Origin of the sequence: Undibacterium sp. Ji49W (assembly GCF_049340205.1) — a bacterium.
GTDB lineage: Bacteria > Pseudomonadota > Gammaproteobacteria > Burkholderiales > Burkholderiaceae_D > Undibacterium.
Genome location: NZ_JBMPOW010000001.1, coordinates 149,294 through 175,875, shown reverse-complemented (window position 1 = coordinate 175,875; position 26,582 = coordinate 149,294). Strand labels below are relative to the sequence as shown.

General features: G+C 51.3%; 21 protein-coding genes and 1 other RNA gene. 11 read left to right on the top strand and 11 right to left on the bottom strand.

Annotation, left to right across the window (positions count from 1 at the left end; all coding sequences use genetic code 11):
* Window positions 1–138: 138 nt before the first annotated feature.
* Both ACO0LK_RS00770 and rnpB read right to left on the bottom strand, forming a co-directional pair.
* Window positions 139–3,336, bottom strand: a complete 3,198-nt coding sequence (locus tag ACO0LK_RS00770; protein ID WP_422971221.1) for an EAL domain-containing protein — start codon at window positions 3,334–3,336, stop codon at window positions 139–141.
* A gap of 302 nt (window positions 3,337–3,638) precedes the next feature.
* Window positions 3,639–3,990: RNase P RNA component class A (gene rnpB / locus ACO0LK_RS00765), an RNA gene on the bottom strand.
* A 111-nt stretch (window positions 3,991–4,101) separates the two neighbouring features.
* Between rnpB and ACO0LK_RS00760 the strand changes: the two genes are divergently transcribed.
* From ACO0LK_RS00760 to ACO0LK_RS00730, 7 genes are all read left to right on the top strand, one after another.
* On the top strand, window positions 4,102–5,799 hold the full coding sequence (locus ACO0LK_RS00760) for a thiamine pyrophosphate-binding protein (protein WP_422971219.1): 1,698 nt from the start codon (window positions 4,102–4,104) through the stop codon (window positions 5,797–5,799).
* A gap of 135 nt (window positions 5,800–5,934) precedes the next feature.
* Entirely contained in the window at window positions 5,935–6,369 is a 435-nt protein-coding gene (locus tag ACO0LK_RS00755) for a hypothetical protein (RefSeq protein WP_422971217.1), read from the top strand.
* Between the two features lie 54 nt (window positions 6,370–6,423).
* Window positions 6,424–7,086 carry a GNAT family N-acetyltransferase gene (locus ACO0LK_RS00750; RefSeq protein WP_422971215.1) on the top strand — a complete coding sequence of 221 codons (663 nt, stop codon included), beginning with the start codon at window positions 6,424–6,426 and terminating at the stop codon, window positions 7,084–7,086.
* 82 nt (window positions 7,087–7,168) lie between these two features.
* Window positions 7,169–7,507 carry a low molecular weight protein tyrosine phosphatase family protein gene (locus tag ACO0LK_RS00745; protein WP_422971213.1) on the top strand — a complete coding sequence of 113 codons (339 nt, stop codon included), beginning with the start codon at window positions 7,169–7,171 and terminating at the stop codon, window positions 7,505–7,507.
* Between the two features lie 318 nt (window positions 7,508–7,825).
* Window positions 7,826–8,263 carry a response regulator gene (locus ACO0LK_RS00740; protein WP_422971211.1) on the top strand — a complete coding sequence of 146 codons (438 nt, stop codon included), beginning with the start codon at window positions 7,826–7,828 and terminating at the stop codon, window positions 8,261–8,263.
* A 99-nt stretch (window positions 8,264–8,362) separates the two neighbouring features.
* Window positions 8,363–10,135 carry a putative bifunctional diguanylate cyclase/phosphodiesterase gene (locus ACO0LK_RS00735; RefSeq protein ID WP_422971209.1) on the top strand — a complete coding sequence of 591 codons (1,773 nt, stop codon included), beginning with the start codon at window positions 8,363–8,365 and terminating at the stop codon, window positions 10,133–10,135.
* Window positions 10,113–11,996, top strand: coding sequence for a PAS domain-containing sensor histidine kinase (locus ACO0LK_RS00730; protein ID WP_422971207.1), 1,884 nt, complete (start codon window positions 10,113–10,115; stop codon window positions 11,994–11,996). Before ACO0LK_RS00735 ends, ACO0LK_RS00730 begins: the two co-directional genes overlap by 23 nt.
* A 1-nt stretch (window position 11,997) precedes the next feature.
* On the opposite strand, the gene ACO0LK_RS00725 is transcribed toward ACO0LK_RS00730, so the two are convergent.
* The 3 genes from ACO0LK_RS00725 to ACO0LK_RS00715 form a co-directional block, all read right to left on the bottom strand.
* On the bottom strand, window positions 11,998–13,200 hold the full coding sequence (locus tag ACO0LK_RS00725; RefSeq protein WP_422971205.1) for a metallophosphoesterase: 1,203 nt from the start codon (window positions 13,198–13,200) through the stop codon (window positions 11,998–12,000).
* A gap of 203 nt (window positions 13,201–13,403) precedes the next feature.
* The gene (locus ACO0LK_RS00720) at window positions 13,404–14,336 is read right to left on the bottom strand and encodes a tetratricopeptide repeat protein (RefSeq protein WP_422971203.1); all 933 of its coding nucleotides are present in this window, start codon (window positions 14,334–14,336) and stop codon (window positions 13,404–13,406) included.
* A gap of 234 nt (window positions 14,337–14,570) precedes the next feature.
* The gene (locus ACO0LK_RS00715) at window positions 14,571–16,361 is read right to left on the bottom strand and encodes a tetratricopeptide repeat protein (protein ID WP_422971201.1); all 1,791 of its coding nucleotides are present in this window, start codon (window positions 16,359–16,361) and stop codon (window positions 14,571–14,573) included.
* A gap of 244 nt (window positions 16,362–16,605) precedes the next feature.
* Between ACO0LK_RS00715 and ACO0LK_RS00710 the strand changes: the two genes are divergently transcribed.
* From ACO0LK_RS00710 to ACO0LK_RS00700, 3 genes are all read left to right on the top strand, one after another.
* Window positions 16,606–17,622, top strand: coding sequence for an SPFH domain-containing protein (locus ACO0LK_RS00710; RefSeq protein ID WP_422971199.1), 1,017 nt, complete (start codon window positions 16,606–16,608; stop codon window positions 17,620–17,622).
* Window positions 17,623–17,636: 14 nt separating this feature from the next.
* Entirely contained in the window at window positions 17,637–18,611 is a 975-nt protein-coding gene (locus ACO0LK_RS00705; RefSeq protein WP_422971197.1) for a sugar kinase, read from the top strand.
* A 120-nt stretch (window positions 18,612–18,731) separates the two neighbouring features.
* On the top strand, window positions 18,732–19,673 hold the full coding sequence (locus ACO0LK_RS00700) for an ADP-ribosylglycohydrolase family protein (RefSeq protein WP_422971195.1): 942 nt from the start codon (window positions 18,732–18,734) through the stop codon (window positions 19,671–19,673).
* A 399-nt stretch (window positions 19,674–20,072) separates the two neighbouring features.
* Here ACO0LK_RS00700 and ACO0LK_RS00695 read toward each other — a convergent pair whose 3' ends face one another.
* Entirely contained in the window at window positions 20,073–20,600 is a 528-nt protein-coding gene (locus ACO0LK_RS00695) for an REP-associated tyrosine transposase (RefSeq protein WP_422971193.1), read from the bottom strand.
* Window positions 20,601–20,812: 212 nt separating this feature from the next.
* The gene (polA, locus tag ACO0LK_RS00690) at window positions 20,813–23,599 is read right to left on the bottom strand and encodes a DNA polymerase I (RefSeq protein ID WP_422971191.1); all 2,787 of its coding nucleotides are present in this window, start codon (window positions 23,597–23,599) and stop codon (window positions 20,813–20,815) included.
* Here polA and ACO0LK_RS00685 point away from each other — a divergent pair, their 5' ends adjacent.
* Entirely contained in the window at window positions 23,600–24,337 is a 738-nt protein-coding gene (locus ACO0LK_RS00685; protein WP_422971189.1) for a TIGR00730 family Rossman fold protein, read from the top strand.
* 173 nt (window positions 24,338–24,510) lie between these two features.
* On the opposite strand, the gene ACO0LK_RS00680 is transcribed toward ACO0LK_RS00685, so the two are convergent.
* The 4 genes from ACO0LK_RS00680 to ACO0LK_RS00665 all read right to left on the bottom strand — a co-directional run bounded on the left by ACO0LK_RS00680 (window position 24,511) and on the right by ACO0LK_RS00665 (window position 26,524).
* On the bottom strand, window positions 24,511–24,954 hold the full coding sequence (locus tag ACO0LK_RS00680) for a thioesterase family protein (RefSeq protein ID WP_186946939.1): 444 nt from the start codon (window positions 24,952–24,954) through the stop codon (window positions 24,511–24,513).
* Window positions 24,955–25,022: 68 nt separating this feature from the next.
* On the bottom strand, window positions 25,023–25,394 hold the full coding sequence (locus ACO0LK_RS00675) for a nuclear transport factor 2 family protein (protein ID WP_422971187.1): 372 nt from the start codon (window positions 25,392–25,394) through the stop codon (window positions 25,023–25,025).
* 45 nt (window positions 25,395–25,439) lie between these two features.
* Window positions 25,440–26,024 (bottom strand): transglutaminase-like domain-containing protein, encoded by a 585-nt coding sequence (locus tag ACO0LK_RS00670; RefSeq protein ID WP_422971185.1) that lies wholly within the window; start codon window positions 26,022–26,024, stop codon window positions 25,440–25,442.
* Window positions 26,025–26,086: 62 nt separating this feature from the next.
* Window positions 26,087–26,524 carry a GNAT family N-acetyltransferase gene (locus tag ACO0LK_RS00665; RefSeq protein ID WP_422971183.1) on the bottom strand — a complete coding sequence of 146 codons (438 nt, stop codon included), beginning with the start codon at window positions 26,522–26,524 and terminating at the stop codon, window positions 26,087–26,089.
* Window positions 26,525–26,582 lie beyond the last annotated feature (58 nt).

Genomic DNA, 26,582 nt, shown 5'->3' with positions numbered 1-26,582 from the left:
GAGACCAAAAACTAAAACGCCTCGCATTATCATATAAAGTGCTCTATCCTGCCAGCAAGAGCCCGTATTTTGCGAAAATGATCAGATAAAAATGCAGGCTCGCCATCGGTGGCCATGCCGACGGCAACACGAGGAAGACTAGCAGCCTGGCATGCCCAGCCTGGTCTGGCGCTGTAATAGCTGCAGGAATTCCTTGTCCGGCACGGCCTTGCTGAAGTAAAAACCCTGATATTCATCACATTTGCATTCACGCAAAGTGGCGAGCTGGGTGGCGGAATCGACGCCTTCAGCAATCACCTTGATGCCCAGTGTATGTGCCATGGCGACAATGGCCAGGACGATGGCGGTGTCATTCGGATCATCCGGAATATCCTTGATGAAGGACCGGTCCACCTTGACGCTGTCGACCGGGAAACGCTTGAGGTAAGCCAGCGATGAGTAACCAGTACCAAAATCATCAATTGACAGGGTAAAGCCGGCATCCTTGAGGCCATCCATCAGCGCTATCGCCTGCTCGCGATTGTGCATGACCATGCTTTCGGTAATCTCGAACTCGATGGAATTCGAGGGTACACGCCAGAAATCAACAACACTTTTGACTTCGTCGAGCATATGGGCATCGTTGAACTGCGCACCCGATAAATTGACGGCAACCCGCCCAAAATCCTTGTCCACCGCCCTGAAACTAAGAATGTCGCGGCAGGCAATGTCCAGCACCAGCATGCCCAGTCGGGCTACCAGCCCGGCTTCCTCTGCCAGGGCAATAAAGTCTACCGGCGACAGCAGACCACGCTCAGGATGGTTCCAGCGTACCAGCGCCTCGGCACCGACTATGCGGCCACTGACGACATCAAGCTTGGGCTGGTAATGGACCACGAATTCGCGTCTTTCCAGTGCCTTGCGCAATCTTGCTTCAAATGCCAGTCTTTCCACGGTATGGGTATTCATTTCCGAGGCATAGAACTGGTAATTGTCCTTGCCCTTGTTTTTTGCCCGGTACATGGCGATGTCGGCATTTTTCAGCAAGGTCTGGGCATCTTTCCCATCGGCGGGGAAGGTGGCGATGCCGATACTGGCGCTTAACTGACACTCCTGACCATTGATTTCAAATGGCTGGGCAGCTTCAAACAGCAATTTATCGGCGACATCTCCCAGATCCCGGGCCTCACTGAACTGATCGATCAACAAGATAAATTCATCACCGCCTATCCTGGCAATGATGTCAGACTCACGCAGGCACGCACGGAAACTGCGGGCAACCGTACGCAAGACCTGATCACCTTCATCATGTCCAAAGGTGTCGTTGATGTTTTTGAAACGATCCAGATCGAGGAAGAGCACGGCCAGTTGACTGCGGTTACGCTCGGCAATCGCCAGCGACCGCGACAAATGCTGGTTGTACAGGAAACGGTTGGGCAGACCGGTCAATTCATCATAATGTGCCAGTTGCAGGATTTTCTTTTCCGAACGGCGGCCTTCAATGGCAATCCCGGCAATATCGACGGTGATACGTATCAGGCCCAGGTCTTTTTCACTTAAAGCCTGTTTACTGTATGAAAACAGGGTAAAACTACCCAATAACTGCCCATTTTTACCAAAGATCGGTGAAGCAGAGCAAGAGCCGAATTCGGACAGGGTTTCCACATCGTTGACGAACTGCATGGCCGGTGCATGTAGAAAATCAGGCAGGTAGGCAGGTTTCGTGGTCAGCACGACCTCGGACCAGATGCCGCTGCCATGACTGACCGTCATGCCGGGGATCTGTTTCAGCAAAACGCCGGGAAAACGGCTGCCGGTTGCCTGGGCAAAACTGCGCCGGTCTTCTGACAGCAACTGTATGCCACAACGCCAGTGCGGACAGAGCTTTTCTACAAACTGGCTGGTGGCTTCCAGTATGAAGGGTAAATCTTCGTCACCGCTCATCAGTTGCAGTAACTGATTTTGTCCTTCTATCAGCAACTCGGTATATTTGCGTGCGTTGATATCCCGCACCACGCAAAAGACCAGCACTTCGCCATTGACTTCTACCCTGGTCAGGGAAATTTCATTGTATTGAATTTGTTCATTGCGTATGGTTGACCATTCGAAACGCGGAGCCTCCCCTTTAAAGGCACGGTCTGTCAAGGTCACGACCAGCAGATCACGGTCGCGGCTATCCTGACCGCTGACCTGCTGATCGCTGGGTGAAAACCGGCCTACTTTTTGCCCTATCACATCACTCATGCTGTTCAATCCAAACAGGCTGGCAGCGGCGGGATTACAGTCGACATAGGTATAGTCGCGCCCTATCAGCAAAATGGCGTCCTGCGCACCCTGGAACAGGTGGCGATAGCGGCTTTCACTGGCCAGCAGCCGGCTTCTGGAATCACGCAAATGACGGATCTGCCACAGCAACAGCAATGCCAGGATAAAAATGAAGCCCGCTGTTACCGAGGTCACGATGATTTTTTGTGTCACCCTGGCGTTCCAGTCGGTCAGGATGGCCTTCATTTCTCTTGAATACAGCAGGGTGAGCGGGAATTCACTGATCTTGCGATAACTGATCAACAAATTTCGTCCGTCGGAACTGTCGTCCTTGAGTGCCCCCTCGGTCGACTTACTTTGCCGTATCTGCCCGACCACCGATGCCGGAAACCCTTCACCGGTCTTGTCGGATCTGGCCACGTCTGCCGTCCCGGTTAGTACATGGCCGGCTTCATCCAGCAAGGCGATCGTGGCTCCGCTGCCCTGCGCGATGCGTTCGTAAAAATCCTGGAAATAGCTCAGATCGACATCTATCTGTATCAGTCCAAGTTGTTGCCCGTTCAGATCAAAAAAACTTTTTGCAATAGGCAATACCCAGTGTCCGTTATTTGCCAGTCGAAAGGGCTTGCCAAGCACTGCCTTGGTGTCGGTGGGGTTATCAAGCAGATATTTAAGATGGGCAAGACTGTGCTGCGCTTCTGGTGGCAATTCAGTCTTTTCACTGCTGACCCAGCGCTTGCCATCCAGGTTGATCAGGGAAAGGGTGTTGATGAATTCAGATTCCTGGCGCTGCCTGAGCAACATCTGGCGTATCAGGGCTTCGTCGCTGGGCAGCAGCCTGGTTTCGGTCATCACCTCATCGCTAACGACATTCATGACCTGACGGGCATCGTTCAGGACTTCGCTGGCATGTTCTTCGAGAATACGCACGGCCAGGAAATTATGCTCCTGAGCAGCATTGATCGTCAGCGACTTGTCTTGCGCCATTGACCACCAGCTCTGCCCGATGATCGCAGCAGCGATCAGGCAGATACAAAGCGCAAGGGCCAGTATAGGCGCGTCACGCTCTTTTCGAATGCCGCCAGTCTCCATGCGTATGCAATAGTTTGTTTGAAATGCGTCGATTTATTATCTGCATCCAGTGTACCACCGGTATTTTACGTGCAATGACTTGCTTGCAGGGAATGATGCTTGGTAGAGACAATCTACAGCAGGATACTGACCAGTCAGTCATCAGACAACATGCCATTTTAATCAAGGCAAGCGGTATTTGATGTAAAAGAAAATGGGGAGAATGGGTGGAAATGGAGATGAGAAGAAGCGAAGAAGCGAAAAAATACGTGACTGATCGCCGTTACAGCAGCAAGAAAAAACACTGCGCTGCAACAAAGTAAAAATAAAGCAGGCCGGTAGGCCGGATTCTGTTACGGCATAAGACATTGCTGCCGTCTGCTATGACAATCATTCCTCTAGGCGACGGATTGCTCCGCCGCTCAAGCTTTCTACCCGCACGCTCCGCGAGCCACATCAACGCGTGCCTATTTGAAATTGCTCCGGGTGGAGGTTACCGCGTTTCACCGTAACTTAATACGCTCGTCTCTGTGGCCCTATTCCTCGTCTTATACCCTGGCTTGCACCCTGGCTTTCAACGTACGGCCGTTAGCCGTCACCCTGCTCTATGGAGTCCGGACCTTCCTCCCGTCGCTGTGATAAATCACGGCAACCAGCGATTGTCTGGCCTGCTTCACTTCGCATTTTACCTTACTCAGCGATAATTCAGTCCAAAAGCTGGAATTACAATGCAAATTAAGCAGGCTTTCTGGTAGCGTAGTGTTTTTCCTATTACCATTTATTATCATGCTGAAATCTCGTTCGGGCGGTCAATTGATTGTGGATGCACTGCAAATCCACGGTGTCGATACCATATTCGGTGTACCCGGCGAGAGTTATCTGCCGGTGCTGGACGCGTTGCATGACAGCTCCATACGCTTCATCATCAATCGCCAGGAAGGCGGCGCAGCCTTCATGGCCGATGCCTACGGCAAAATGACAGGCAAGCCAGGCATCTGTTTCGTTACACGCGGGCCAGGCGCGACCAATGCATCGATAGGCGTGCATACTGCCTATCAGGATTCGACGCCAATGATTTTATTCATAGGCCAGGTTGGCAATGATTTTGTCGAGCGTGAAGCCTTTCAGGAAATTGACTATCGCCGCATGTTTGGCCAGATGGCAAAATGGGTGGCGCAAATTGACCGTGCAGACCGCGTGCCGGAATACCTTGCCCGCGCCTTCCAGGTCGCTACCAGTGGCCGCCCCGGCCCGGTAGTGCTGGCCCTGCCAGAAGACATGCTGGCACAGGTCGCCACTGTGGCAGATACCCGTCGTTACACACCAGTCCAGGCATCGGCCTCGCCACAGCAACTGGCGCAACTGCGCAATATGCTGACGGTGTCGCAACGCCCGCTGGTCTTGCTGGGTGGTACCGGCTGGGATGCGGCATCCTGCCAGCACATCAGTGAATTTGCGGTCAGCAATCACTTGCCGGTCGCCTGCACTTTCCGCTTTCAGGACTTGATGGATAATGCCCATCCGCATTACATTGGTGACGTAGGCATAGGTATCAACCCCAAGTTGGCACAACGAATCAGGGATGCGGACCTGATCCTGGCCATCGGTCCGCGTCTGGGTGAAATGACTACCGGCGGATATACCGTACTGGAAGCACCAGTACCCAGACAAAAGCTTATCCATATCCACAGCGATGCGCTGGAACTGGGGCGCGTCTACCAGGCTGATCTGATGATCAATAGCGGCATGAAGGAAATTGCCGAAGCACTGGCAGAAATGGCCAGCCTGGATGCTGCCAGCAAGTGGCGTGCAAGTGTTGGCGAAGCCAGGGCAGATTTGCAGGCATGGCAAACCGAACCGGCGATTTTTGCCAGCGAGAATGCGCCGCTGAACCTGTGGCGGGTCGTGCAGGATCTGATGCAACAGGCACCGGCAGATACCATCATCACGAATGGAGCCGGCAACTATGCGACCTGGGCACACCGTTACTTCCGTTATGGTGGTTTCCGTACCCAATTGGCCCCGACTTCCGGCGCGATGGGTTACAGCGTACCTGCCGGCGTTGCGGCTAAAATCATCGATCCGCAACGGACCGTCGTCACGTTCGCCGGTGATGGTGAATACCTGATGAACGGTCAGGAACTGGCCACCGCCGTGCAATACAAGGCTGGCGTCATCATCATTGTTTTTAACAATGGCATGTACGGCACGATACGCATGCATCAGGAAAAAGAATTTCCTGCACGCGTGTCTGGCACCGAATTGCATAACCCTGATTTTGCGGCGCTGGCACGCGCCTTTGGTGCCAGTGGTGAAGTGGTCAATACCACAGCAGAATTTGCACCGGCACTGGAACGTGCGCTCACACATAGCCGCCAGCACAGCCTGCCTGCATTGATAGAATTACGTTATGACGGCAATCTGATCACCCCTGGTGCGACGCTGGCCACCATGCGCAAGGCCGCGCAAGAAGCTGGCAAATAATACAATCCCCCCTGCACTGCCCCGACCACTTGCCGTTACGGCAACGGGGTAGTGCTATCATCTGCATGTCAAGCTAGTGGCTTACGCCAGCCAAGCCCACGCCCTGTTATTTCCCCCGCTAACGGATGCCAGACCATGAACTATGTGATTGCCCTGCTTTTTTCCCTGATGATAGCCAGCAGTTTTGCCAACGACATGGCGCTGATTGCCGGCAAATACCGTTACGAAAAATATGCCGTGACCATGGCAAATGGAAATGTGATGTCACTGGCAAACATCGGCATCAAAAGCATCAACATGAGTTTCAACACCGATTCAACCGTGCTGATGGAAGCGACCATGCTGAATGGCAAGATCGTCAAAGAAAAAGCCATCATCAAGGAAATCAAAATCAAGGGCAACAAGGGCTACTGGATCGCCAGATGGTCAGACCTCAACTACGACATCAGGGAAGATTTTTCTTTCCACGATGATGTCTTTGAATATGAGGCCAAATTCCAGGACAAGAGTGACAAGGACCGCTATGGTGCCGTGGAGCGTGGCACCTTGAAGAAAATGCCGTTCTTTTAATCTGGGGCCGTTAATCTGTACCTTGTTGCTACCTGCCCGAATAAACCAGCCACTATGACCACGACAAACCCCTTCAGCGAACAGCGAAAGAATGAAATACTTACTGCCTGGGTTAATGGCTGGACGATTTCTCGCGGCACCGAAGCGGCTTTTCCGCTAGCGGGCTATGGTTATAAAATCCATGTTGGCCTGCCCGGCCATCTGGAGCGCTATGTCTTGCAGGGGCAGGCACTGTCTGCCATACAGTTGCTGGCACATGAACTGAGTATCCCGGATACCTGGATCAAGATCTGCGCGCCAGTCAGTGAAATCGGGGCTTTGCTGCCGCCACGCTGGACACTTAAACCAGTCGAATACCTGATGTGCAAACCCATTACTGTCCATATTGACGTTGATGTGCCCGGTGCCTATACCATACAGTTTGGCGGTGATGAGCAGGTGGTCAGCATCAAGGCCCTTGGCCCTGACGGCCAAATTGCAGCCACGGGCAGAATGGCACTGACTGCACGCTATGCGGTATTTGACCAGATCGTGACTGAACCCTCGCACAGACGTAAAGGCCTGGGCAGATTGCTGATGCAGATGCTAAGCAACCATGCGTTTGCCAGACAGGCTGATACCGGCGTACTGGTAGCAACCGAAGATGGCTATGCGCTTTATTCCGCACTGGGCTGGAGCCTGTGCTCGCCCATGACGGCGGCGGTGATCAACTCCTGAAAACTGAAAGAAAGATGGCTGGTGGGGCGAAGTGAGTCCTGCGCAGCCACGGACTAGCCCTCGATATACACTGATCAAGCTGATGAATACACCCATCCACATCTTATTTGTTTGCAGCCGCAATCAATGGCGCAGTCCAACGGCGGAGCAAGTCTGGCGTCGCCATCCCATGGTGCAGGCCCGTTCCGGCGGCACCAGCCCCAATGCCAGGCACAGGGTTTCAATGAGCGACATCCAATGGGCAGATGTCATTTTCGTCATGGAAGAAAAACACAAATCACGTCTGCTTGCCGAACACAGGCAAGTGTTGAATGGCAAAGTCATCCATGTGCTGGATATACCAGACGAATACAAGTATATGGACCCGGAGCTGGTGACCCAACTACAGGATGCGGTCGCAGATATTCTTGAACTGCACTGAATCAGGACTTACGCAAAACCGCCCTGCCAGGGTGATTCTGCGTAAGTCCTGTGAATAAGTATTCATAAACCCCTTACAGTCCCTGTCATTCCTCATTTTCATTGCCTGGTGGTGGTCAGGCCATGTGTTATCAGGTTGAAATTTCGAGATGCACAATAGCAATATTGCACTATTCTTGATATTTGCATAATATGAATGTTAATTCGCCCATTTCAAGTTTTTGAAGTCCGCTGATTTTGTCTGCCGTTATAGAAATTACATTGCAATAATGTTTCCTTTTAGTACTATTTAATAGCTTATGCCGGTGAAAGGTGTCCAATGTCAGACAGCATCCCGCAAACCAAACCAGTAACGATACTGATCGTTGATGACGACGATGTCGATGTACTGGGCATAGAACGCGCACTGAAGAAACTGAAGATCATCAATCCCATCGTACGTGCACATGATGGGATAGAGGCACTGCAAATCCTGCGCCAGCCAAATGGCATCACCCGCCCCTATCTGATTTTGCTGGACATCAATATGCCGCGCATGAATGGCCTTGAAATGCTGGCAGAATTGCGGCAGGACAAAACCTTGTCGTCCGCTGTCGTGTTCGTGCTGACCACTTCGCAAGATGATCAGGACAAAGTTCTGGCATATTCCAAACATGTTGCCGGCTACATCGTCAAACAGCATGTAGGCGATGGCTTCATGCGTGTGATAGAGATGCTGGATAGATACTGGCGTCTGGTCGAACTGCCGGTTGCCTGAAGGATCATCCATGCGGACCCAAGCGACCAAAAAGATGAATTTATGCGGACACATGTGGCTGCCCGCATGCGCCACACCTACCTGCCAGCGTGAGCTTTTATGCTGAATATCCCTGTACAAACATCTGCATTACAAATCCTGATTATCGATGATGACGAACTGGACCGCCGTTCTGTCATACGGGCCATGAAGCAGGTACCGGTCAGTATCAACATTGTAGAAGCCAAGAATGCACTGGACGGCTTATTGAAGGCCAAAGCCATCGCATTTGATGTCATCCTGCTTGATTACCACCTGCCTGACCGCGATGGTATCGAGGTACTGAAAAGCCTGCGTCTGGATAAGGCACATCACACGGCAATTATCATGCTGACCCACCAGGAGGATATCACCCTGGCGGAGCAGGCAATAGAAGCCGGCGCGCAAGATTTTTTGCTGAAAGAGGAAGTCAATGCACGCCGTCTTTTACGTGCATTGCATCAGGCCCGCCACCGCCACAAACTGGAAACCGAACTTAACCGCAGCTATGACCAGTTGCGTGAACTTGCTGAACATGATGCGCTGACCGGTCTGGCGAATCGCTATGATTTCGAACGTGCACTTGAATTTGCCGTCAGCCGGGCAAAACGAGAGAACCTGCACGGAAAGTTAGGGGTACTGCTGCTGGATCTGGATCGTTTCAAAAATGTGAATGACACGTATGGCCATGCCATTGGTGACCAGTTGCTCATCAAAGTAGCCCGCCGCCTGGGTGCCACCACCCGTGGCAGTGACTTGCTGGCAAGGCTGGGCGGCGATGAATTTGTGGTGCTGGTGCAGGATATGGAGAGAGTGGACCAAGCCATATTACTGGCTACACGAATTGTCGATGCCTTCAAAAAACCGATACTGCTGGACGGTCTGGAATGGGACGTGACAATGAGCATAGGTATCGCTGTTTTCGGTTCTTGCGCCAGCGATGCGACCGAACTGATGAAATGCGCAGATATTGCCATGTACCGTGCCAAACAGGAAGGCCGCAACCAGAGTCATTTTTATTCTGACCAGCTACATCAGGCAGTGCGTCACCGCATGCATCTGGAACGCGACCTGCGATACGCACTGAAGAATGATCAGCTCAAGGTCTATTACCAGGCAAAAATCAATGCCCTGGATGGCAGCCTGGGTGGCATGGAGGCACTGTTGCGTTGGCACCATCCACAGGAGGGTGTACTGGCCCCCGGTACTTTCTTGCCGATGGCGGAAGAACTGGGGCTGATGTTTGAAATTGACCAATGGGTGATGCGCACAGCATGTACACAGTTACAGCAGTGGCGCAACATGCCATCCCTGAATGCGCAACACCTGTCTGTCGCCGTGAATGTCTCGTCCATACAGTTACAGGGAGATAATCTGTTGTCCACCGTTGATAGTGCGCTGGCCACCAGCGGCCTGGATCCAGTATGGCTGGAACTGGAAATCACAGAGAACGCGCTGATACGTGACCCGGAACATGTCGCTAGCATCTTGTTAAAGCTGGCCGCACGCAAACTGAAGCTTTCACTGGATGATTTTGGCACAGGTTATTCATCATTTAGTCATCTGAAAAATTTCCCTATTCATATTATAAAAATAGACCAGACCTTTGTAGCAGGCATAGGGCGTGGCGCTTCGCAAGAGCGTTTGCTGGCAGCCATGATTGCCTTTGCCAAAACCCTGGAACTGACTCTGGTAGCCGAAGGGGTGGAAACCGCTGAGCAGGCCAGATTCTGTACCGACCGTGGCTGTGAACTTTTACAAGGCTATTACTACTCGCGTCCCATATCAGCGGAGCAATTTGCAATCAACTTTTTAACAGGGAAATATCGCCATGGCGACATCGAACAGCAATGACGATCGTTCCCCACAAAAACCAGATGATTTGACTGGAGACGCCAACAGCTTGCTGGCGTCTATCGTCAACAGCTCTGACGATGCTATTCTTGCCTGCAATATCCAGGGCCAAATCATTAGTTGGAACCGCGCCGCCAGCCGTATATTTGGCTACACCCTCGCCGAAGCACTGGATCAGCCCTTTGCCCTTCTCTTTCCCGAAGGACAGTTACCCGATCGGGAAGCGCTGGTCAAATTATTACAACAAGGTACGCCGATAGGGCAGTTTGAAACCATGCGCCGCTGTAAGGATGGCACAGAGCTACCGACACGATTGAGCATATCCCCCATCTGCGATCAGCAGGGGATCCTAAGAGGACTATCCATGATAGTTCGCGATTTTAGTGAAGGCTATCGTATTGCAAACCGGCTGACACAAAGTGAAAGGCATTTTCGCCAGGTAGTTGATGCTGCACCAAACGCGATGGTGATGATAGATGGCCGTGGCTGTATAGAAATGGTAAATACCCAGACCGAAATTATTTTTGGTTACAACAGGACAGAATTGCTGGGTAAAACCATGGAAATTCTGATACCTGAACGTTTTCGAAAACATCATCCTGGCTTGCGTATGGATTATTTTGCTGTTCCCACTACAAGGGCGATGGGCATTGGCCGCGACCTGTATGGCCTGCGCAAGGACGGTAGCGAATTTCCGGTTGAAATTGGATTGAACCCTATAGAAACGGCAGACGGCATCAAGGTGCTGTCGGCGATTGTCGATATTTCAGAGCGCAAACGCCAGGAAGAGCGTTTCCGTCTGGTGGTAGAAGCGGCGCCAAATGCCATGGTGATGATAGACAGTCGCGGCTATATAGAAATGGTCAATGCCCAGACCGAGCAACTGTTTGGCTACGCAAGGGAAGAATTGCTGGGCAAACCCATGGAAATGCTGATACCTGAACGTTTTCGTCCCCAGCACCCGGGTTTGCGTAACAGCTATTTTACTACCCCGACTACACGTGCCATGGGTAGTGGTCGTGACCTGTTTGGACTACGCAAGGACGGCAGCGAATTCCGGGTGGAGATTGGTCTGAACCCGATACAGACCGCAGACGGCATCAAGGTTTTGTCGGCGATTGTCGATATTTCAGAACGAAAACGCTTTACAGATGAACTATCAAGACGCAATCAGGAATTGAATAATTTCGCCTATGTCGCCTCGCATGACCTGAAATCACCCTTGCGAGGAGTCGATCAGTTGGCCACCTGGCTCACTGAAGATCTGGCCGGCAAGATGGATGCCGATACGGATGAACACCTGCGACTGATGCGAGTTCGTATCAAACGCATGGAAAAATTGCTGGATGACCTGTTGCTGTATTTTCGTGCCGGACAACTGGGGGGCAACATAGCGCACATTGACTTTGCAGCCTTGATACGTGATGTGTTCGAGCTGTGCTGCGCCGAACGACCGTTCACGCTGGAGCTTGTTGGTGATTTTCCCATATGCCCCGCACATAAGGTGCCGCTGGAACTCGTGTTTCGCAATCTGATCAGCAATGTGGTCAAGCACCATGATCAGGTAAAAGGAAACATCGTCATCCATGCCAGCCATAATGAACATTTTTTTGAATTCGCTGTGGCAGATGATGGCCCAGGCATCGCCGAAGAACATAGAGAGCGAGTCTTTACCATGTTCCAGACACTGCGCCCACGTGACGAGGTGGAAGGTAGCGGGATGGGCCTGGCCATCATCAAAAAAACCCTGGAATCACTGGGCGGCAGCATACGTCTGGACAGTAACCATCCACGCGGTACAGTATTTCATTTTTCATGGCCGCGCCAGGTCAACAGACAGCAGCATGAAATGACAGGATAACTTATTCAGCACGAATTTTCTCTGGTGCATCAGGGATGGCAACACGTACACCATCCAATCCAGCCTTGCTGAGTTGCCCTTTGTCCCAGAAAAACATTTCACCTTTGACGCCACCCTTGATGCCGGAATCAATGGAAATGATCTTTCCCTGATAATGCGCATACACGCCATCCATGGTGGTATGTCCCACCACGATGCGATGCAATTGCATTTGCTGTAAAAGCTGATCAAGGTCGGCATTGCTGAGTTTGGGCGCTTTGAAATAACCACGATACCAGAGCGGACCCAGGCTGCCATACAGGAAGGACAGCGCATCATTGCCCTTGTCCTTCAGTTGAGTCTTGGTCATCCCCAGCGAACTGCGGAACTGCTCGTTGACTTGCGCAATACTCATGTTCAGGTTCTGGTAATCGGGGTGCAGGCCTCCATGCATGAACAGCATGTCGTTGATCTGTATGATCACCGGCTTGCTACGTAACCAGCGCCCCAGCACACTACTGTTATCAAAAATTTGCGGATAACTGAGATTGAGCTGACGCGCTACGCTCGCGTATTTTGTATTCAGATAACGCAGATCACCGGCAAACGACATGGCTTCATGATTGCCGAGCAGCAGATGAACTGCACCGCCCGCTGCCTCTGCCTGCGCTTCCAGTTCATACAACAACCACAAAGCTTCAGTGGTATTCGGGCCACGGTCAAACACATCACCGGCAACCACCAGGTGGCCTTTGCCGAAGGTCCATTGCCAATCCTGGTTGATGATGCCATTGGCCAGCAAGAGCTTGAGCATAAGATCAAACTGGCCATGGATATCACTGAAGGCCGCTACCTTGTCAGTCTCGAATTTTGCCGTCAGCGGAAAACCGGAAACTGCGGCGCGTATCGTCAAGGCATGCGGATAACCACAAGGTGCTGGCAGGGTCACATTGTCGGCTCTGGCAAAAACCTGTTTTTGCACCGGATCATTACAGACCCAGGATACATCCAACCCGGCTTGTTCTTTTTGGTAAAACGCGTACGGGCCATCATTAATGACACTGGCCGGTGTACTCTCAGGCGTCTGTGCCTGACTCAGATTTGCTACCACCAACAGCATCAGCAGGCTGTAGATGATCACACTGAAACGATACGGGAACCAGTTGCGACGGCGGGCCGCAGTGAAAGCAGCAGAACAGTAAAGCAGGTTTTTTTCGGGCGACATGAAGAACAGCCTGTTAGGAAGGTAGATAAAAACGGGAATCAATCTGGCAGGGCGTCAATATAACATTCTGTTGAATTGCGGATACGTGACAATATGTAGCAGCAGACATGCAAATCCGGCTCACCGTCCTGGCCCTGCTTCATTTAATGCAGGCAAGCTGCGCCGGCTATCTCACAGGATAGCCAGGCAGCCATTTGCCACAGTCACTTGCTGACAGCCGCAGGTTTCGCTGCTTCAGACTGTGGTTTCCTGATGGTATAGGTTGGTGCATAGAGCGGCGGTTGCGTACCCACGATCCAATCATTGGCGAGTTGGGTTGCCTTTTGAATGTCTTCCGGTTTCATGCGTAATGCCAGACCAAACTTGAAACGACTGGCGCTGCCCTGCAATTCCTTGTCGACATCCAGTTTCTCGGCAAGGGTGTAATACACATAAGCACGTGTAGTATCCACAGGCACGCCATTGCCGTCATTGCATATGTTCCCCAGCCAGACATAAGCGCGGGCATGGCCCTGCTGTGCCGCCTTCATCAGCCAGGATATGGCCTGACTGCTATCCTTGGGTACGCCCTGGCCAGACAGATACAGCGTTGCCAGATAGGTCTGTGCCGGTGCATAGCCTTGTTGCGCAGCATAGCCGGCATACAAGCCTGCCAGGCGCATGTTGACGTCCGTCCCTTCTCCCAACGCATGCATGCGCGCCAGGGCAAAATTTGCTTCCGCGTACTGCTGGTCCGTTGCCAATTGCAACCATTTGATGGCCAAAGCGTAATCTTTTGGCACGCCATCGCCGGTCTCGTGCAGTATGCCCAGTGTATATTGGGCGATCACAAAGTTTGCCTCTGCTGCCTTGGTGTACCAGACTACGGCTTGCGCCATATCTTTTTCCAGACCGACACCGCGCCTGTACCCCTCAGCAAGATTGAATTGGGCTTTGGTATTGCCCAATGCCGCAGCTTTGGCAAACCATTCCATGGCCACTTTCTCATCCTTCAATCCGCTCTTGTCAGACAGCAGCAAAATGCCCAGGCTAAACAGGGCATTGGCATCACCAGCTTCAGCCAAAGCTGTCCATTCGCTTTGTGCCTGCACATAATTACCCTGTCTGAACGCTTCCGTACCCACATCGTTCTTCACTTGTGCAAATGTATTTGCAGACAACAAAAGGTGACTTGCAACAAGAACAGCAGTGAAGACAGGTTTGAACATATGCGTGCACTAAAAGCAATGAGAGACCAGCAGTGTAAACTGAAGTGAGGCTGAAGTGGGTTTTGCCGGGATTTGCTGCAGTTTCATATAAACCTCATTCCGCATTATTTTCTGATTAAAATGATATGTGCATCGCTACATGACAGCCCTGATCTGAATAATTTAGGAACGTTTGACAGGAAATTCCCTGTCTAGTTCGTGTCTGATCTCGTCAAGAACCGTATCCCAGTTGGCTATCGTCGGTTGGCGGAACAAGCGAGCCGTTGGATACCAAGGGCTATCTTTCCTGCCCAGCAGCCAGCGGAAATCCGGTGCGAAAGGCAGCAGTATCCAGACTGGTTTGCCCAAAGCACCAGCCAGGTGAGCGACTGAAGTATCGACGGTAATGACCAGGTCAAGATTAGCGATGACAGCGGCTGTTTCCGCAAAATCGTTTAACTGCGACCCCAGATCAGTCACGTTCTTCAGGCTTGCCATGAATGGCGCATCCAGTGCCCTCACTTCTTTTTGTAATAAAAAGAAATGCCGGCTTCCATCCATCAATAAGGCAGCCAGTCTTTGCAGATGCACCGACCTGTTCTTGTCATTGCGGAACAGGGGATTACCCGACCAGACTATACCTATGCGCGGTGCCTGAAAACTGCTCAACTGATTTTCCCAATACGCCACTCTGTCTTTTGCCGCCTGTAGGTAGGGGACACCGGCAGGTATGGTTTCCATGCTGGTGTTAAATGCCAGCGCCACATTCGACAAGGGGCAGCAATAGTCAAACAGCGGCAGGATGTCTTCTTCACCAAAAACGCCATCCACATAAGCCAGGGTACCCAGTAAAGACTTCAGCGAGGTATGCGCACGCACATACACCTTCGCGCCGAGTTTTTTGATTTGCTCTGCATAGCGTACAAACTGTATGGTGTCGCCCAGACCCTGGTCAGCGAACAGCAGGATGGATTTGCCGTTAATGTCACGATCATTGAGCCACAAAGGCTGTCTGAATTCTGGATAGCCAACTGCCGCATAGCTGGCCAGGTCTTTGGTATCTTTCCAGCCAGTTTCAAATTCACCGATGAGTAGCGATGTTAATCCACGGCCAAGCCGGGCCTCGACATAGCCGGGGTTCAAAGCCAGGATTTGATTGAAACTGGCGATCGCTTCCTGATGCCTGTTCAACACCAGCAGCAAGGTCGCCAGTTTGTAATGCAAGTCCAGATCATCTGGCACAGCAAGCGCTGCCTGCCGCCGCAAGGCAAGTGCCTTGTCGTACGCAGCATTCGCCTGTGATACCTGGTTTTGCTTGAACAAGACAAAGCCCAGGTTTTCAAGCACATCAGCATCGTCCGGGCGTATCGCCAGTGCTTGCTGAAAGCACGCTATAGCCTGCTCAAATTGCTGTTCATCCTGATAAATATTGCCAAGGTAATTCTGGAAATCGGCACGCGCTGGGTCGCTGGCAATACCGGTGATCAGGAACTGTTTTACCTGTTCCAGCTTGCCTTGCAGACTCATGTAGCGACGCCAGTCAAGATATGCAACATCAAAGTCTGGCATCAGCTCAACGGCTTTCTGGAAATACTGACAACCAGATTCCAGATCGCTACGCGACAGGATTGCCAGGTTACCCAGCATGAAACAGGTATCAGCATTTTTTGGATCCAGCGCAAGCGCCTGCTTCAAACTTCGCTCAGCTTCATCCGCCCTGCCTTGCTGCATCAGTACAAAACCGAGATTGCTATGCGCTTTGGCGAAATCAGGATCAATCACAAGCGCCTTGCGGTAACAAGTTGCGGCAGATGCCATATCACCCCTGGCGAGGTGATCGTCCCCCTGCTTTTTCAACTCTGCACTGCCCAACATAGATGGCGGCGCGACATAGACCGGCTGTGACGGTGTCTGCGAAACTTGTTCTTTGGGCTTTTCCACCGAAGTAAAGAGTTGCTTAAGCCAGTTGAGCATGCCAGGTGTCCTATTTTTAAAATTTGTCCAGAATAGGGATTATAGAGAGATATTCCGAAAAACAGCAGATGTCTCTGTATCACGCAATCCAGCACATCCAGCTTAGTTAAAATATTCAACTAACTTAGTTGCATTTTAAAATTAAGTAGATTATCCTTGTATTCAAGCATATAGAAAATAACACCGAAGTCAAAATTAGCACCCGCAAAACACTTCAGAACACATAAAAAGAAAGGGAAATGCCATGTTCAGCATCAAATTCATCAAATTTCAGCCCACTACGTATGTGCTGCAATTCAAGAACGGCCAAATCAGGCGTGAAGGTGCAGGGCTGGCTTTCTTTTACTATGCACCTACCACTTCCATGCTGGCCATACCCATGGCGAGTACGGACACACCATTTATATTTGAAGAAAATTCTGCTGATTTCCAGACCGTCACGGTGCAGGGGCAGGTCACGTACCGTATCAGCGAGCCACAAAAAGTCGGGGCCTTGCTCAATTTCGCCATCAATCCGGTAACCCAGCAATACATCTCGGATGACCCGCAAAAACTCTCGCAGCGCATTGTCAATCTTGTCAAAGTGCTGACCCGTAAAGGCTTGCAAAGCCTAGCGCTGCGTGATGCCCTGAAAGCCGCCGACACACTTGGCGCAGCAGTAAGCATGGCAGTGCGCGACAGTAAAGAGTTACAAGCATTGGGGGTGGAATTGCTGGGCTTGAATTTTCTGGCACTCAAACCTACACCTGAAGCCGCCAAGGCTTTGGAAGCACAGGCGCGTGAACAAATTCTCAAATGTGCTGACGATGCCATCTATGAACGACGCAATGCCGCTGTGGAGCAAGAACGCCGCATACGTGAGAATGAATTGAATACCGAAATCGCCGTCGAAAGTAAAAAACGCCAGATACGCGAAACCCAGATGGAAGCTGAAAAAAGCATACAACAAAAGGAAAGCGAATTGAAGCTGGCACAGGTACAGGCCAAAATAGCCGAAGAAAACCAGCAAACTACCCTCGTCAAACTGGCTACAGAAAACGCTAGGACAGAAGCTGATAGCCGCGCCTATGCTGCACAAACCCTGATGAATGCGTATAGCGGCGTCGACCCCAAAGTCTTGCAGGCGCTGTCCATGGGCAATATGCAATCCGGCCAGTTGATTGCGCTGGCCTTCCAGGAACTGGCGGAAAAAGCCGGTGCCATAGGGCAGTTGAACATTACGCCCGACCTGTTACGAGAACTCATCAATCAGCCAGGCTAAGCCAGGAAAATGCTATGAGCAACATCAGCAGCAGTACTACAGCACGGGCGACAGAAAACAAGATCATACTGGTCACCCGCAAGACCAGGCTGGAAGAACTCATCGTCAAGTACAACACTGTGGGACAGGCACGGTTTTACATAGAGCATCTGGGCGGCGATTTTGCCACCTACCAGGATGAACATGACAATTACATCGCCTGTGTCAGTGCAGCAGAAAGCAGCCTGCTGCGCCTGGCACGGCTGCAAAACATAGACCGCAGCTTCTTGCCAAACATGATTTTTGGCCGGGACGACATCGTCATCGCCCTGGGTCAAGATGGCCTGGTTGTCAACACCATGAAATACCTGGAAGGGCAGCGTATCATCGGTGTGAATCCTGATGTACAACGCTGGGATGGTGTGCTGCTACCCTTCCAGGTCAGGGATTTACCCAGAATCGTCCCTGAAGCGCTGCAAGAACGCCGTCCCGTGCGCGAAGTCACCATGGCCATGGCCAGACTGAACAATGGCCAGACCATGCTGGGTGTGAATGACATTTTTATCGGCCCCAAAACCCATATCTCGGCCAGCTACACCATACAGTTGCAAGAGCGCCAGGAACGGCAATCATCCAGCGGCATCATCATCTCTACCGGCCTGGGTTCCACAGGCTGGATGAAAAGTATCTTCGCTGGTGCTGCAGCCATCTGTCAATCCGCTGCTGACGAATTGCCTTATGAGTTGCCACCCCTGCCCCTGCCAGAACCCGGCAACTGGGACGCCCGGGAATTACAATTCGCCGTACGTGAACCCTTCCCCAGCAAGATCTCATCTGCAACTTTAGTCCGTGGTCAGATTCAGGAAGGCAGCAAACTGCAAGTCACATCCCTGATGCCAGAACATGGCGTCATCTTCAGCGATGGCATAGAAACAGACTACCTGGAATTCAATGCAGGCCTGACGGCAGAGATAGGTATAGCGGACAGACGGGGATATCTGGTGGTGTAGTTCATTAAGGTACTAACGGCGCACTCTATTCGTTCATGAAGATGCGTCAATCATTTTGTTAAAAATAAATCCAAGAAGCTTACTATTTTTCGATCACACCACTATCTCCTTTAAGACCATATGAATAAACCTACACAACAAGAACGCCTGGAAGGCGGCCTGCTCGGCTTACTGATTGGTGATGCACTGGGTGTTCCGTACGAATTTCACGAAGCATCAAAAATACCGGCAGCAGAGTTCATAGAGTTTCAGCCGCCATCTGGCTTTAAACGGTCGCACCATGTTGTGCCACCAGGCACCTGGTCTGATGATGGAGCACAGGCACTTTGTTTGCTGACTTCATTGCTGGATTGCGGGCAGTTTGACGCCGATGATTTTGGCAAACGTCTGGTTAGCTGGTACGACGAAGGCTATATGGCGGTTGATAACGTCGTATTTGATATTGGCATCACTACTGGAAAGGCGATTCGCGCGCTACGCAAGAATGTGCCTGCTTTGGAAGCCGGCGCAGTCGATGTGCATGAAAACGGCAATGGCTCACTGATGCGTGTTTTGCCGTTAGTCTTGTTTCATAGTGGTTCAGATACAGAATTGGTCAGGATTGCGCAATTACAATCACAGGTAACACATGCCCATCTACGCTCACAAGTATGTTGTGCACTGTACTGTCTGTGGGCGCGTCGCATTTTTAACGATGCTGCCAATCCATGGAATGATGCTGTACTGACATTACGAACCATCTACACAAATAGCCCGCAAGAGTTGGAAGAACTGGAATGGTCGATACGGCCAGATGAGGCACCTGTCGGCCGTGGCTCGGGTTACGTCGTCGATTGCCTGCGGTCGGCGCGCATGGCTCTTGAGGCTGGAGGCTATGAATCCGTCGTCCTCGCTGCAATCCTGCTTGGTAATGATACTGACACCACGGCCTGCGTCGCAGGTGGCATCGCAGGCATTCGTGATGGCATTTCTGCGATCCCTGAACGCTGGAAGAGCATGTTGCGTGGCCAGGATATCATCGCACCATTATTGCAGCGACTGGTTGCATATCACAAGACCTGAGGATAAAAGCATGGTGGGACATGCATGCAATATAACTCGGGTAAGAACGTGCTTACGATCTGATCGCCTGATAATGTCGGTACTGTCTGTGAGTGAGGAAGTGAAGGTGGATGTTGGCAGGATTAAGAGGTAAATGCGGACAGGTTCAAATTTGCTTGCCGTTGATATGCCGACCACACGGTACGCAGGCACATCTTTTTAGCATTATTCAGATTTCCTCACATTTTCATATAAAAGCGTATCCGCATGATCACAAAAATACTGTGTCAGATATTCCTGTCTGTCCAAATCCCTTGGTGCAGGTCAGCTCACCATCGTCATTTTCAAAATCTACTGGGACAAGGCAGAGATCAAGTCCCATAGTTTTCCTTTTTTAAAGTAATAACAATTGAGTTTGACTTACTCATACCCTGGCAGATCAAGCGAAGAAGCATTGTCGCCCCAGCTAGTATCGAGCAAGCCTTTTTCTATAAATTTATGCAATGAGGAATACGGCCATGCGCTGGCTTGATTTACGTAGCCGTGCTTGACCGGATTGAAGTGCAGATAAGCGACGTGTTTTTCCAAGTCATCGTCATCTCTTATCATATGTTCCCAAAAACGACGCTGCCAGATTCCACGCTCGCGCTTTTGCTGTCGGCTGGTGCTGATGTTTTCTTGTTTGGGCAAAGCTTTGGAGAATGCAGCCTTAATAAGTGACCAGCGCAAAGAAAAGTCCACATCACCTTGTGGCAATTCCCAGATTGCATGCAAGTGTTCAGGCATAACAACCATGGCGATGATTTTAAAGGGATATCTTTGCTGTACCGTGCGGAATGCCGTTCGTAAAATATCTATGTTCTCGATGAGTAATTGACTTTTCCTGTCTTGTAGATTGACCGTGAAAAAGTAAGTGGCACCTGGCACATTGGCGCGGCGATAGCGCATGGTTTTAAATTAGATAGAATTAAAGGGCATATCAAATTATCGCAGATTCGTAGTATGTCGTAGGTTGGGCTACGGGTTATCAGCCCAACACTCGGTTTCAGTAAACGTATACGTCATTTAAACGCCCAGTGTTGGGCTGATAACCCGTAGCCCAACCTACGAGATTGCAAACACATGATTCACCAACCAGGAGTACAAACAATCGTTCCTCGTCAATGCGCCTCTTCCCAATTCCCCCCCACACCCACTTCGGCCAATAACGGCACATCCAGTTTCGCCACATTCGCCATCAGTTCTGGCAATTTTTGTTTGACAAGCTCCAGTTCTGCCTGTGGTACTTCAAGTACCAGTTCATCATGTACCTGCATGATCATTTTTGATTGCAGTTGGTCTGTTTCCAGCCAACCCTGAACGGCGATCATGGCGAGTTTGATGAGGTCGGCTGCTGTGCCTTGCATGGGGGCGTTGATGGCGGCGCGTTCAGCACCGGCGCGGCGGGGGCCGTTGGGGGAATTGATTTCTGCCAGCCACAGGCGACGTCCAAACACGGTTTCTACATAACCATGTGCCTTGGCCTTGGTGCGGGTGTCGGCCATGTATTGGGCGACGCCAGGGTAGCGCTGGAAGTATTTGTCGATGTAGCTTTGTGCGGCAGAACGTTCTATGCCTAAATTGCCTGCCAGGCCAAAGGCGCTCATGCCATAGATCAGACCGAAGTTGATGACCTTGGCATAGCGACGTTGTTCGCTCGTTACTTCAGTCAGCGGCACGGCAAAAATCTCGGATGCAGTGGCACGATGGATGTCTTCGCCATTGGCAAAGGCAGCCAGCAGGCTGGCGTCGCCAGAGATGTGGGCCATGATGCGCAATTCGATTTGCGAATAGTCGGCAGAGATAATGACGTTGCCAGGTGCCGCCACAAAGGCTTCGCGTATGCGACGGCCTTCTGCCGTACGCACAGGGATGTTTTGCAGATTGGGATCGTTCGATGCCAGCCTGCCGGTCACGGCCACGGCTTGCGCATAATTGGTGTGGACGCGCCCTGTACTGATGTTGACCATTTTTGGCAATTTGTCGGTGTAGGTGGACTTAAGTTTTGCCAGACCACGGTATTCAAGCAAGACTTTGGGCAGGGGGTAATCTTCGGCCAGTTTTTGCAAGACTTCTTCATCGGTCGATGGTGCGCCGGAAGGGGTTTTCTTGACGACGGGCAGGCCCAGCTTGCCAAAGAAAATCTCGCCCAGTTGTTTGGGTGAATTCAGATTAAAGGGCTGTTCTGCCAGTTCGTAGGCTTTTTGTTCCAGCTCCAGCAGACGTATGCCGATTTCATGCGATTGCGTTTCCAGCAGATCTTTGTTGATGAGTACACCGTTGCGTTCTATCTTTTGCAGCACGACCGAAGTTGGCAATTCTATGTCGTGATAGACACGCAGCAGATTCGCATCGGGTTCTATTTCTGGCCACATGGCCAGGTGCAGTTGCAGGGTGATGTCGGCATCTTCGGCGGCATAGGCTGTAGCGCGTTCTATATCTACCTGGTCAAAGCCGATCTGGCTGGCGCCTTTGCCACAGACTTCTTCAAAGCTGATGGTTTTTTTACCGAGATGGCGCATGGCCAGGCTGTCCATGTCATGCGATTTGTGGGATTCAAATACATAAGATTCAAGCAGGGTGTCATGCACAATACCGCGCAATTGCACGCCCTGGTTGGCAAAGATGTGGCTATCGTATTTAAGGTTTTGGCCGACCTTGGCCTTGCTGTCATCTTCAAGCCAGGCTTTCATCTTGCCCAGTACCAGCTCGCGTGACAATTGTTCAGGCGCGCCGGGGTAGTTGTGGGCAACGGGGATGTAAGCCGCATGGCCAACTTCGCAGCACAGCGAAATGCCGACCAACTGCGCCGTCATCGGTTCCAGTGAGGTGGTTTCTGTATCGACCGAAGTCAGTTTGGCGGCATTGATGCGGGCCAGCCATTCATCGAGGGCGGCTTCGGTCAATACGGTTTCATAATTCTGCTGGACTGGCGCAGCCGGATTGTCCGTGCCATCGGTATCATCGTTAAACAAACCAGCTTGCACAGAATTGCTGCCACTGGTGGCGGTTTTGGCAGCAGGCAGCGGTGTGGCGCCAGCAGTAGCATCACCAGTCAGTTCGCGCAACCATGTCTTGAAGCCCCAGCGGCCAGCAAAGCCAACCAACTCGGTCTTGTCTTCTTCTTTCGCAACCAGACTGTCTTGTATAGATGTGTAATGCCCGGTCAGGTCGCAATCGGTTTTGACGGTGATCAGCACACGGCCTTGTGGCAGCCATTCCAGCGCGCTGCGCAGATTATCGCCGACCACGCCCTTGATCTTGTCGGCATTGGCGATGACACCATCGAGACTGTCGTATTCTGTCAGCCATTTGACGGCAGTCTTGGGGCCGCATTTGCTTACACCGGGTACATTATCAACGGTGTCACCGATCAGGGTCAGATAATCAATGATGCGGTTCGGTGGCACGCCAAACTTGGCTAGTACACCGGGCTCATCCAGCTTTTCATTACTCATGGTGTTGATCAGGGTGACATTGGCATTGACCAACTGCGCCAGGTCCTTGTCACCAGTGGAGACGATGGTGTTCATGCCGAGCTTGGTGGCTTCTACTGCCAGCGTGCCTATCACATCATCCGCTTCTACTCCTTCGACCATCAAGATCGGCCAGCCCATGGCCTTGACAGCGATGTGTATGGGCTCTATTTGCAGGCGCAGGTCATCCGGCATGGGGGCGCGCTGGGCTTTGTATTCTGCATACAGGTCATCGCGGAAGGTCTTGCCCTTGGCGTCAAACACACAGGCGATGTATGCTGCCGGGTAATCCGTACGCAAACGGCGTAACATATTGATCATGCCGTGTATAGCACCTGTTGGCTCCCCTTGTGCATTGCGCAGGTCGGGCAGTGCATGGAAGGCGCGGTACAGATAGCTAGAGCCATCAACTAACAAGAGAGTATTTTGCATATGAACGGAAACAGAAAAGATGTAACGAGGTTGCGCCAGATTATCGATCAGGAGAAAGCAACTTCGCTGAAAGCACGTGAATCATGGCATATGTTCACGATTATGGCAGAATTTATCGAGTCTACCGAACGCCTTTCAACAATACGCCCGGCGGTCACCATTTTTGGCTCCGCCAGAATCAAGCCTGACAATCCGTATTATCTCAGTTGCGTGGATTTGGCGCGTCGTCTGTCCGACGAAGGATTTGCTGTCATCTCCGGAGGCGGCCCCGGTATCATGGAAGCGGCCAACAAAGGCGCGTTTGAAGGGGCATCCCCTTCAGTTGGTTTGAACATAGAACTGCCGCACGAACAACGTACCAATCCCTGGCAAAACATCAGTCTGTCCTTCCGGCATTTTTTTGCGCGTAAGGTGGCGTTTGTCAAATACGCCGACGCCTATGTGGTCTACCCTGGCGGCTTTGGCACCATGGATGAGGTCAGCGAGGTATTAACCCTGATACAGACAGGCAAGACCCGGCATATTCCGGTCATTCTGGTCGGTACCAGTTTCTGGAGTGGATTGCTGGAATGGATAAGGGTCCAGATGGCCGGTAACGGCATGATCGATATCGGTGACCTCAATCTGGTGCAGTTGATCGATGAACCGGCAAACATCGTCGATGCCATCTTTGCGTATTATGAGGCCCGGGATATTGAACCTTCCGAGGACGAACGGCAGAAGATGCTGTATTTGTAATCTGCAATTTTTTTGCGAAAAGCAGGGGCATGCATGACATGCCCCTGCTTTCTTATTTATCCATTTGGAAATGCACCAACTGATACACGGCTTGCCAGGATGCGATCAGTAAAAAATTTCCAGAAAAATAAGTTACAAAAATAAGCTAAACAAATAAGCCAGCCCGACCTTGTTTACGCCAGGTAATTGACTCTGGCAAATTTCGCCCTGAAATCTTCCGGCATTTCCACCACACGACCGGCACGGTAATCGAAAAATACAAAGCCTGATTTCGCCATGGCGATCAGTTTCTGGTCTGCCGGACGGGTAATGCGGAAAGTGATATCGCCGCCATACTGATTGAAATCCATGACACCGACTTCAAACAGCAATTGGTCACGCGCGTGGGCTTCCGCCTTATAGGTAGTTGCCAGGTCCGTCACGATAATACCACTGCCGGTGACCGCCGTTTCGCGTATGCCGAATTCATACAGGAAACGCGCACGGGCTTCTGAAATCATGGAGATCATCGAATCATTGCCCAGATGATTGGCACCATTGATGTCAGTAACACGCACCGTCAGTTGGGTTGAATAATAGTACTGGTCTTCGGGAAAATGCAGTTGCAGGCGTGCCATGGCGATTCAAAGATAAATAGGGGATCCCGCCATTTTACAGCTTATGCCTGCCAAGCCTGTCTAACAAGTTAGCTATCCAGCGTCTTGGCACCAATGGCAATGGTTGCACTTTGTATCAAGCCTTCTTTCACTTCATAGATGGCGATCATCTCTATGCGACCCGTGCCTTCCGGAAAGGTACGGGCAATATCTTCATAATCAATGACGATATTGCCTATCACTTCACGCCTGACCAGCTTTGCATGCAGATTGGTTTCCTGGAAACGTATTACCATGCGCGCGCGAATTTCAGCATGTCCACTGGCAAGCAACTTGCCCGGAAATTCAAACTGCTGGGCATGCGCCGCATAGGTTTTCATGATGGCATCAACGTCGCGGGCATTGTAGGCATCCAACTGACGCTGCACCACGACTTCGGGCGAGGGATAAATACGTGTCATGTCTGTAATCCGTCCGTAATTCAATAATGATTGATGAGCCGTCTGCTATTGCAGTTCGGTGCCGGGTTCGATATCAGGCAGGTTTTCGATAACCTGCTCTACTGTGGCACAGCTCGTCAAGGATTTCAGTACAGCAGGATGCGGAGCATCCCAGATGTGCTCGAAATCTTTTTCTCCGTCTCTGACAATGGCAAATGCCAGTTGTTCGACAGGTGGGCAAAAAGCGGCATCGACACCTGGCTTGTTGCCGCGCGCATCTATCCGGTACCAGCCATGCACCGGCAGATACACTGCATTAAGACCATGCAGACAATACGGCGGCTCTTCAGTGACCGTCAAACGCTGGTAGCAAAGACCGGCAGGTATTTGATTTGCCCTGAGCAGCGCCGCCAATAAATGACTTTTTGCATAGCAATAGCCCGTGCCGTGCTCCAGTACCTCTGATGCCTTGCAAGTTACTGGATTTTGGCGATAATCCCAGCTATGCCGGATCTGGTCACGGACAAAATGAAAACAGCGACTGGCAATCTCTTCCGCATCCTGGCTGCCCTCTGCCAATAGCTGAGCCTGGCGCAGTACAGCCGGGTGTTCCCAGTCAATATAGGTCGTGCTTGCCAAAAAATTTTCCATAGAGTGCATAGAATTCAAGCCAAGTTCATTGGTGAGTTTATTGAGATGAAAAAAGCGCCGTCTTATGTACGTGCGACCCTGATCGCCATGCCGACTGAACGTGGCGCCGTGTGTTTGAAGCCAAACTGCGCATACAGGTCTTGCGCTTGCCCGTCTGCAATCAGACTGACATAGGCACTGTCCGGCAAATGCTGATCGATATGCTGCATGATCTCACGCATGATCATCTTACCCAAACCTCGCCCCTGATGCTCGGGCAGCACGGCGATATCCACGACCTGATAAAAGCAACCTCCATCACCAATCAGTCGCCCCATACCCACCACCGTATCACCTTGCAGTATCTGTACCGCAAACAGGCTACCCGACAAACCACGTTCGGCAGCTTGCTGTGTTTTGGGGCTAAGACCAGCAACAGCGCGTAAATGGCGGTAGGTAGCAACATCAGGTGTGGCATACAGAGCGTGATAGGTGGCAGTGATGGTAGTGTTAGCAGTCATTTCTTATTGGTAAAGATCGGCAGAGAAGCGATATGAAAATCAATACGAACTCAGAATT

Bases quoted from the DNA above. Each gene is read 5' to 3' on its own strand.
- ACO0LK_RS00770 (WP_422971221.1), bottom strand. From the start codon at position 3,336: ATGGAGACTGGCGGCATTCGAAAAGAGCGTGACGCGCCTATACTGGCC.
- ACO0LK_RS00760 (WP_422971219.1), top strand. From the start codon at position 4,102: ATGCTGAAATCTCGTTCGGGCGGTCAATTGATTGTGGATGCACTGCAA.
- ACO0LK_RS00755 (WP_422971217.1), top strand. From the start codon at position 5,935: ATGAACTATGTGATTGCCCTGCTTTTTTCCCTGATGATAGCCAGCAGT.
- ACO0LK_RS00750 (WP_422971215.1), top strand. From the start codon at position 6,424: ATGACCACGACAAACCCCTTCAGCGAACAGCGAAAGAATGAAATACTT.
- ACO0LK_RS00745 (WP_422971213.1), top strand. From the start codon at position 7,169: ATGAATACACCCATCCACATCTTATTTGTTTGCAGCCGCAATCAATGG.
- ACO0LK_RS00740 (WP_422971211.1), top strand. From the start codon at position 7,826: ATGTCAGACAGCATCCCGCAAACCAAACCAGTAACGATACTGATCGTT.
- ACO0LK_RS00735 (WP_422971209.1), top strand. From the start codon at position 8,363: ATGCTGAATATCCCTGTACAAACATCTGCATTACAAATCCTGATTATC.
- ACO0LK_RS00730 (WP_422971207.1), top strand. From the start codon at position 10,113: ATGGCGACATCGAACAGCAATGACGATCGTTCCCCACAAAAACCAGAT.
- ACO0LK_RS00725 (WP_422971205.1), bottom strand. From the start codon at position 13,200: ATGTCGCCCGAAAAAAACCTGCTTTACTGTTCTGCTGCTTTCACTGCG.
- ACO0LK_RS00715 (WP_422971201.1), bottom strand. From the start codon at position 16,361: ATGCTCAACTGGCTTAAGCAACTCTTTACTTCGGTGGAAAAGCCCAAA.
- ACO0LK_RS00710 (WP_422971199.1), top strand. From the start codon at position 16,606: ATGTTCAGCATCAAATTCATCAAATTTCAGCCCACTACGTATGTGCTG.
- ACO0LK_RS00705 (WP_422971197.1), top strand. From the start codon at position 17,637: ATGAGCAACATCAGCAGCAGTACTACAGCACGGGCGACAGAAAACAAG.
- ACO0LK_RS00700 (WP_422971195.1), top strand. From the start codon at position 18,732: ATGAATAAACCTACACAACAAGAACGCCTGGAAGGCGGCCTGCTCGGC.
- ACO0LK_RS00695 (WP_422971193.1), bottom strand. From the start codon at position 20,600: ATGCGCTATCGCCGCGCCAATGTGCCAGGTGCCACTTACTTTTTCACG.
- polA (WP_422971191.1), bottom strand. From the start codon at position 23,599: ATGCAAAATACTCTCTTGTTAGTTGATGGCTCTAGCTATCTGTACCGC.
- ACO0LK_RS00685 (WP_422971189.1), top strand. From the start codon at position 23,600: ATGAACGGAAACAGAAAAGATGTAACGAGGTTGCGCCAGATTATCGAT.
- ACO0LK_RS00680 (WP_186946939.1), bottom strand. From the start codon at position 24,954: ATGGCACGCCTGCAACTGCATTTTCCCGAAGACCAGTACTATTATTCA.
- ACO0LK_RS00675 (WP_422971187.1), bottom strand. From the start codon at position 25,394: ATGACACGTATTTATCCCTCGCCCGAAGTCGTGGTGCAGCGTCAGTTG.
- ACO0LK_RS00670 (WP_422971185.1), bottom strand. From the start codon at position 26,024: ATGGAAAATTTTTTGGCAAGCACGACCTATATTGACTGGGAACACCCG.
- ACO0LK_RS00665 (WP_422971183.1), bottom strand. From the start codon at position 26,524: ATGACTGCTAACACTACCATCACTGCCACCTATCACGCTCTGTATGCC.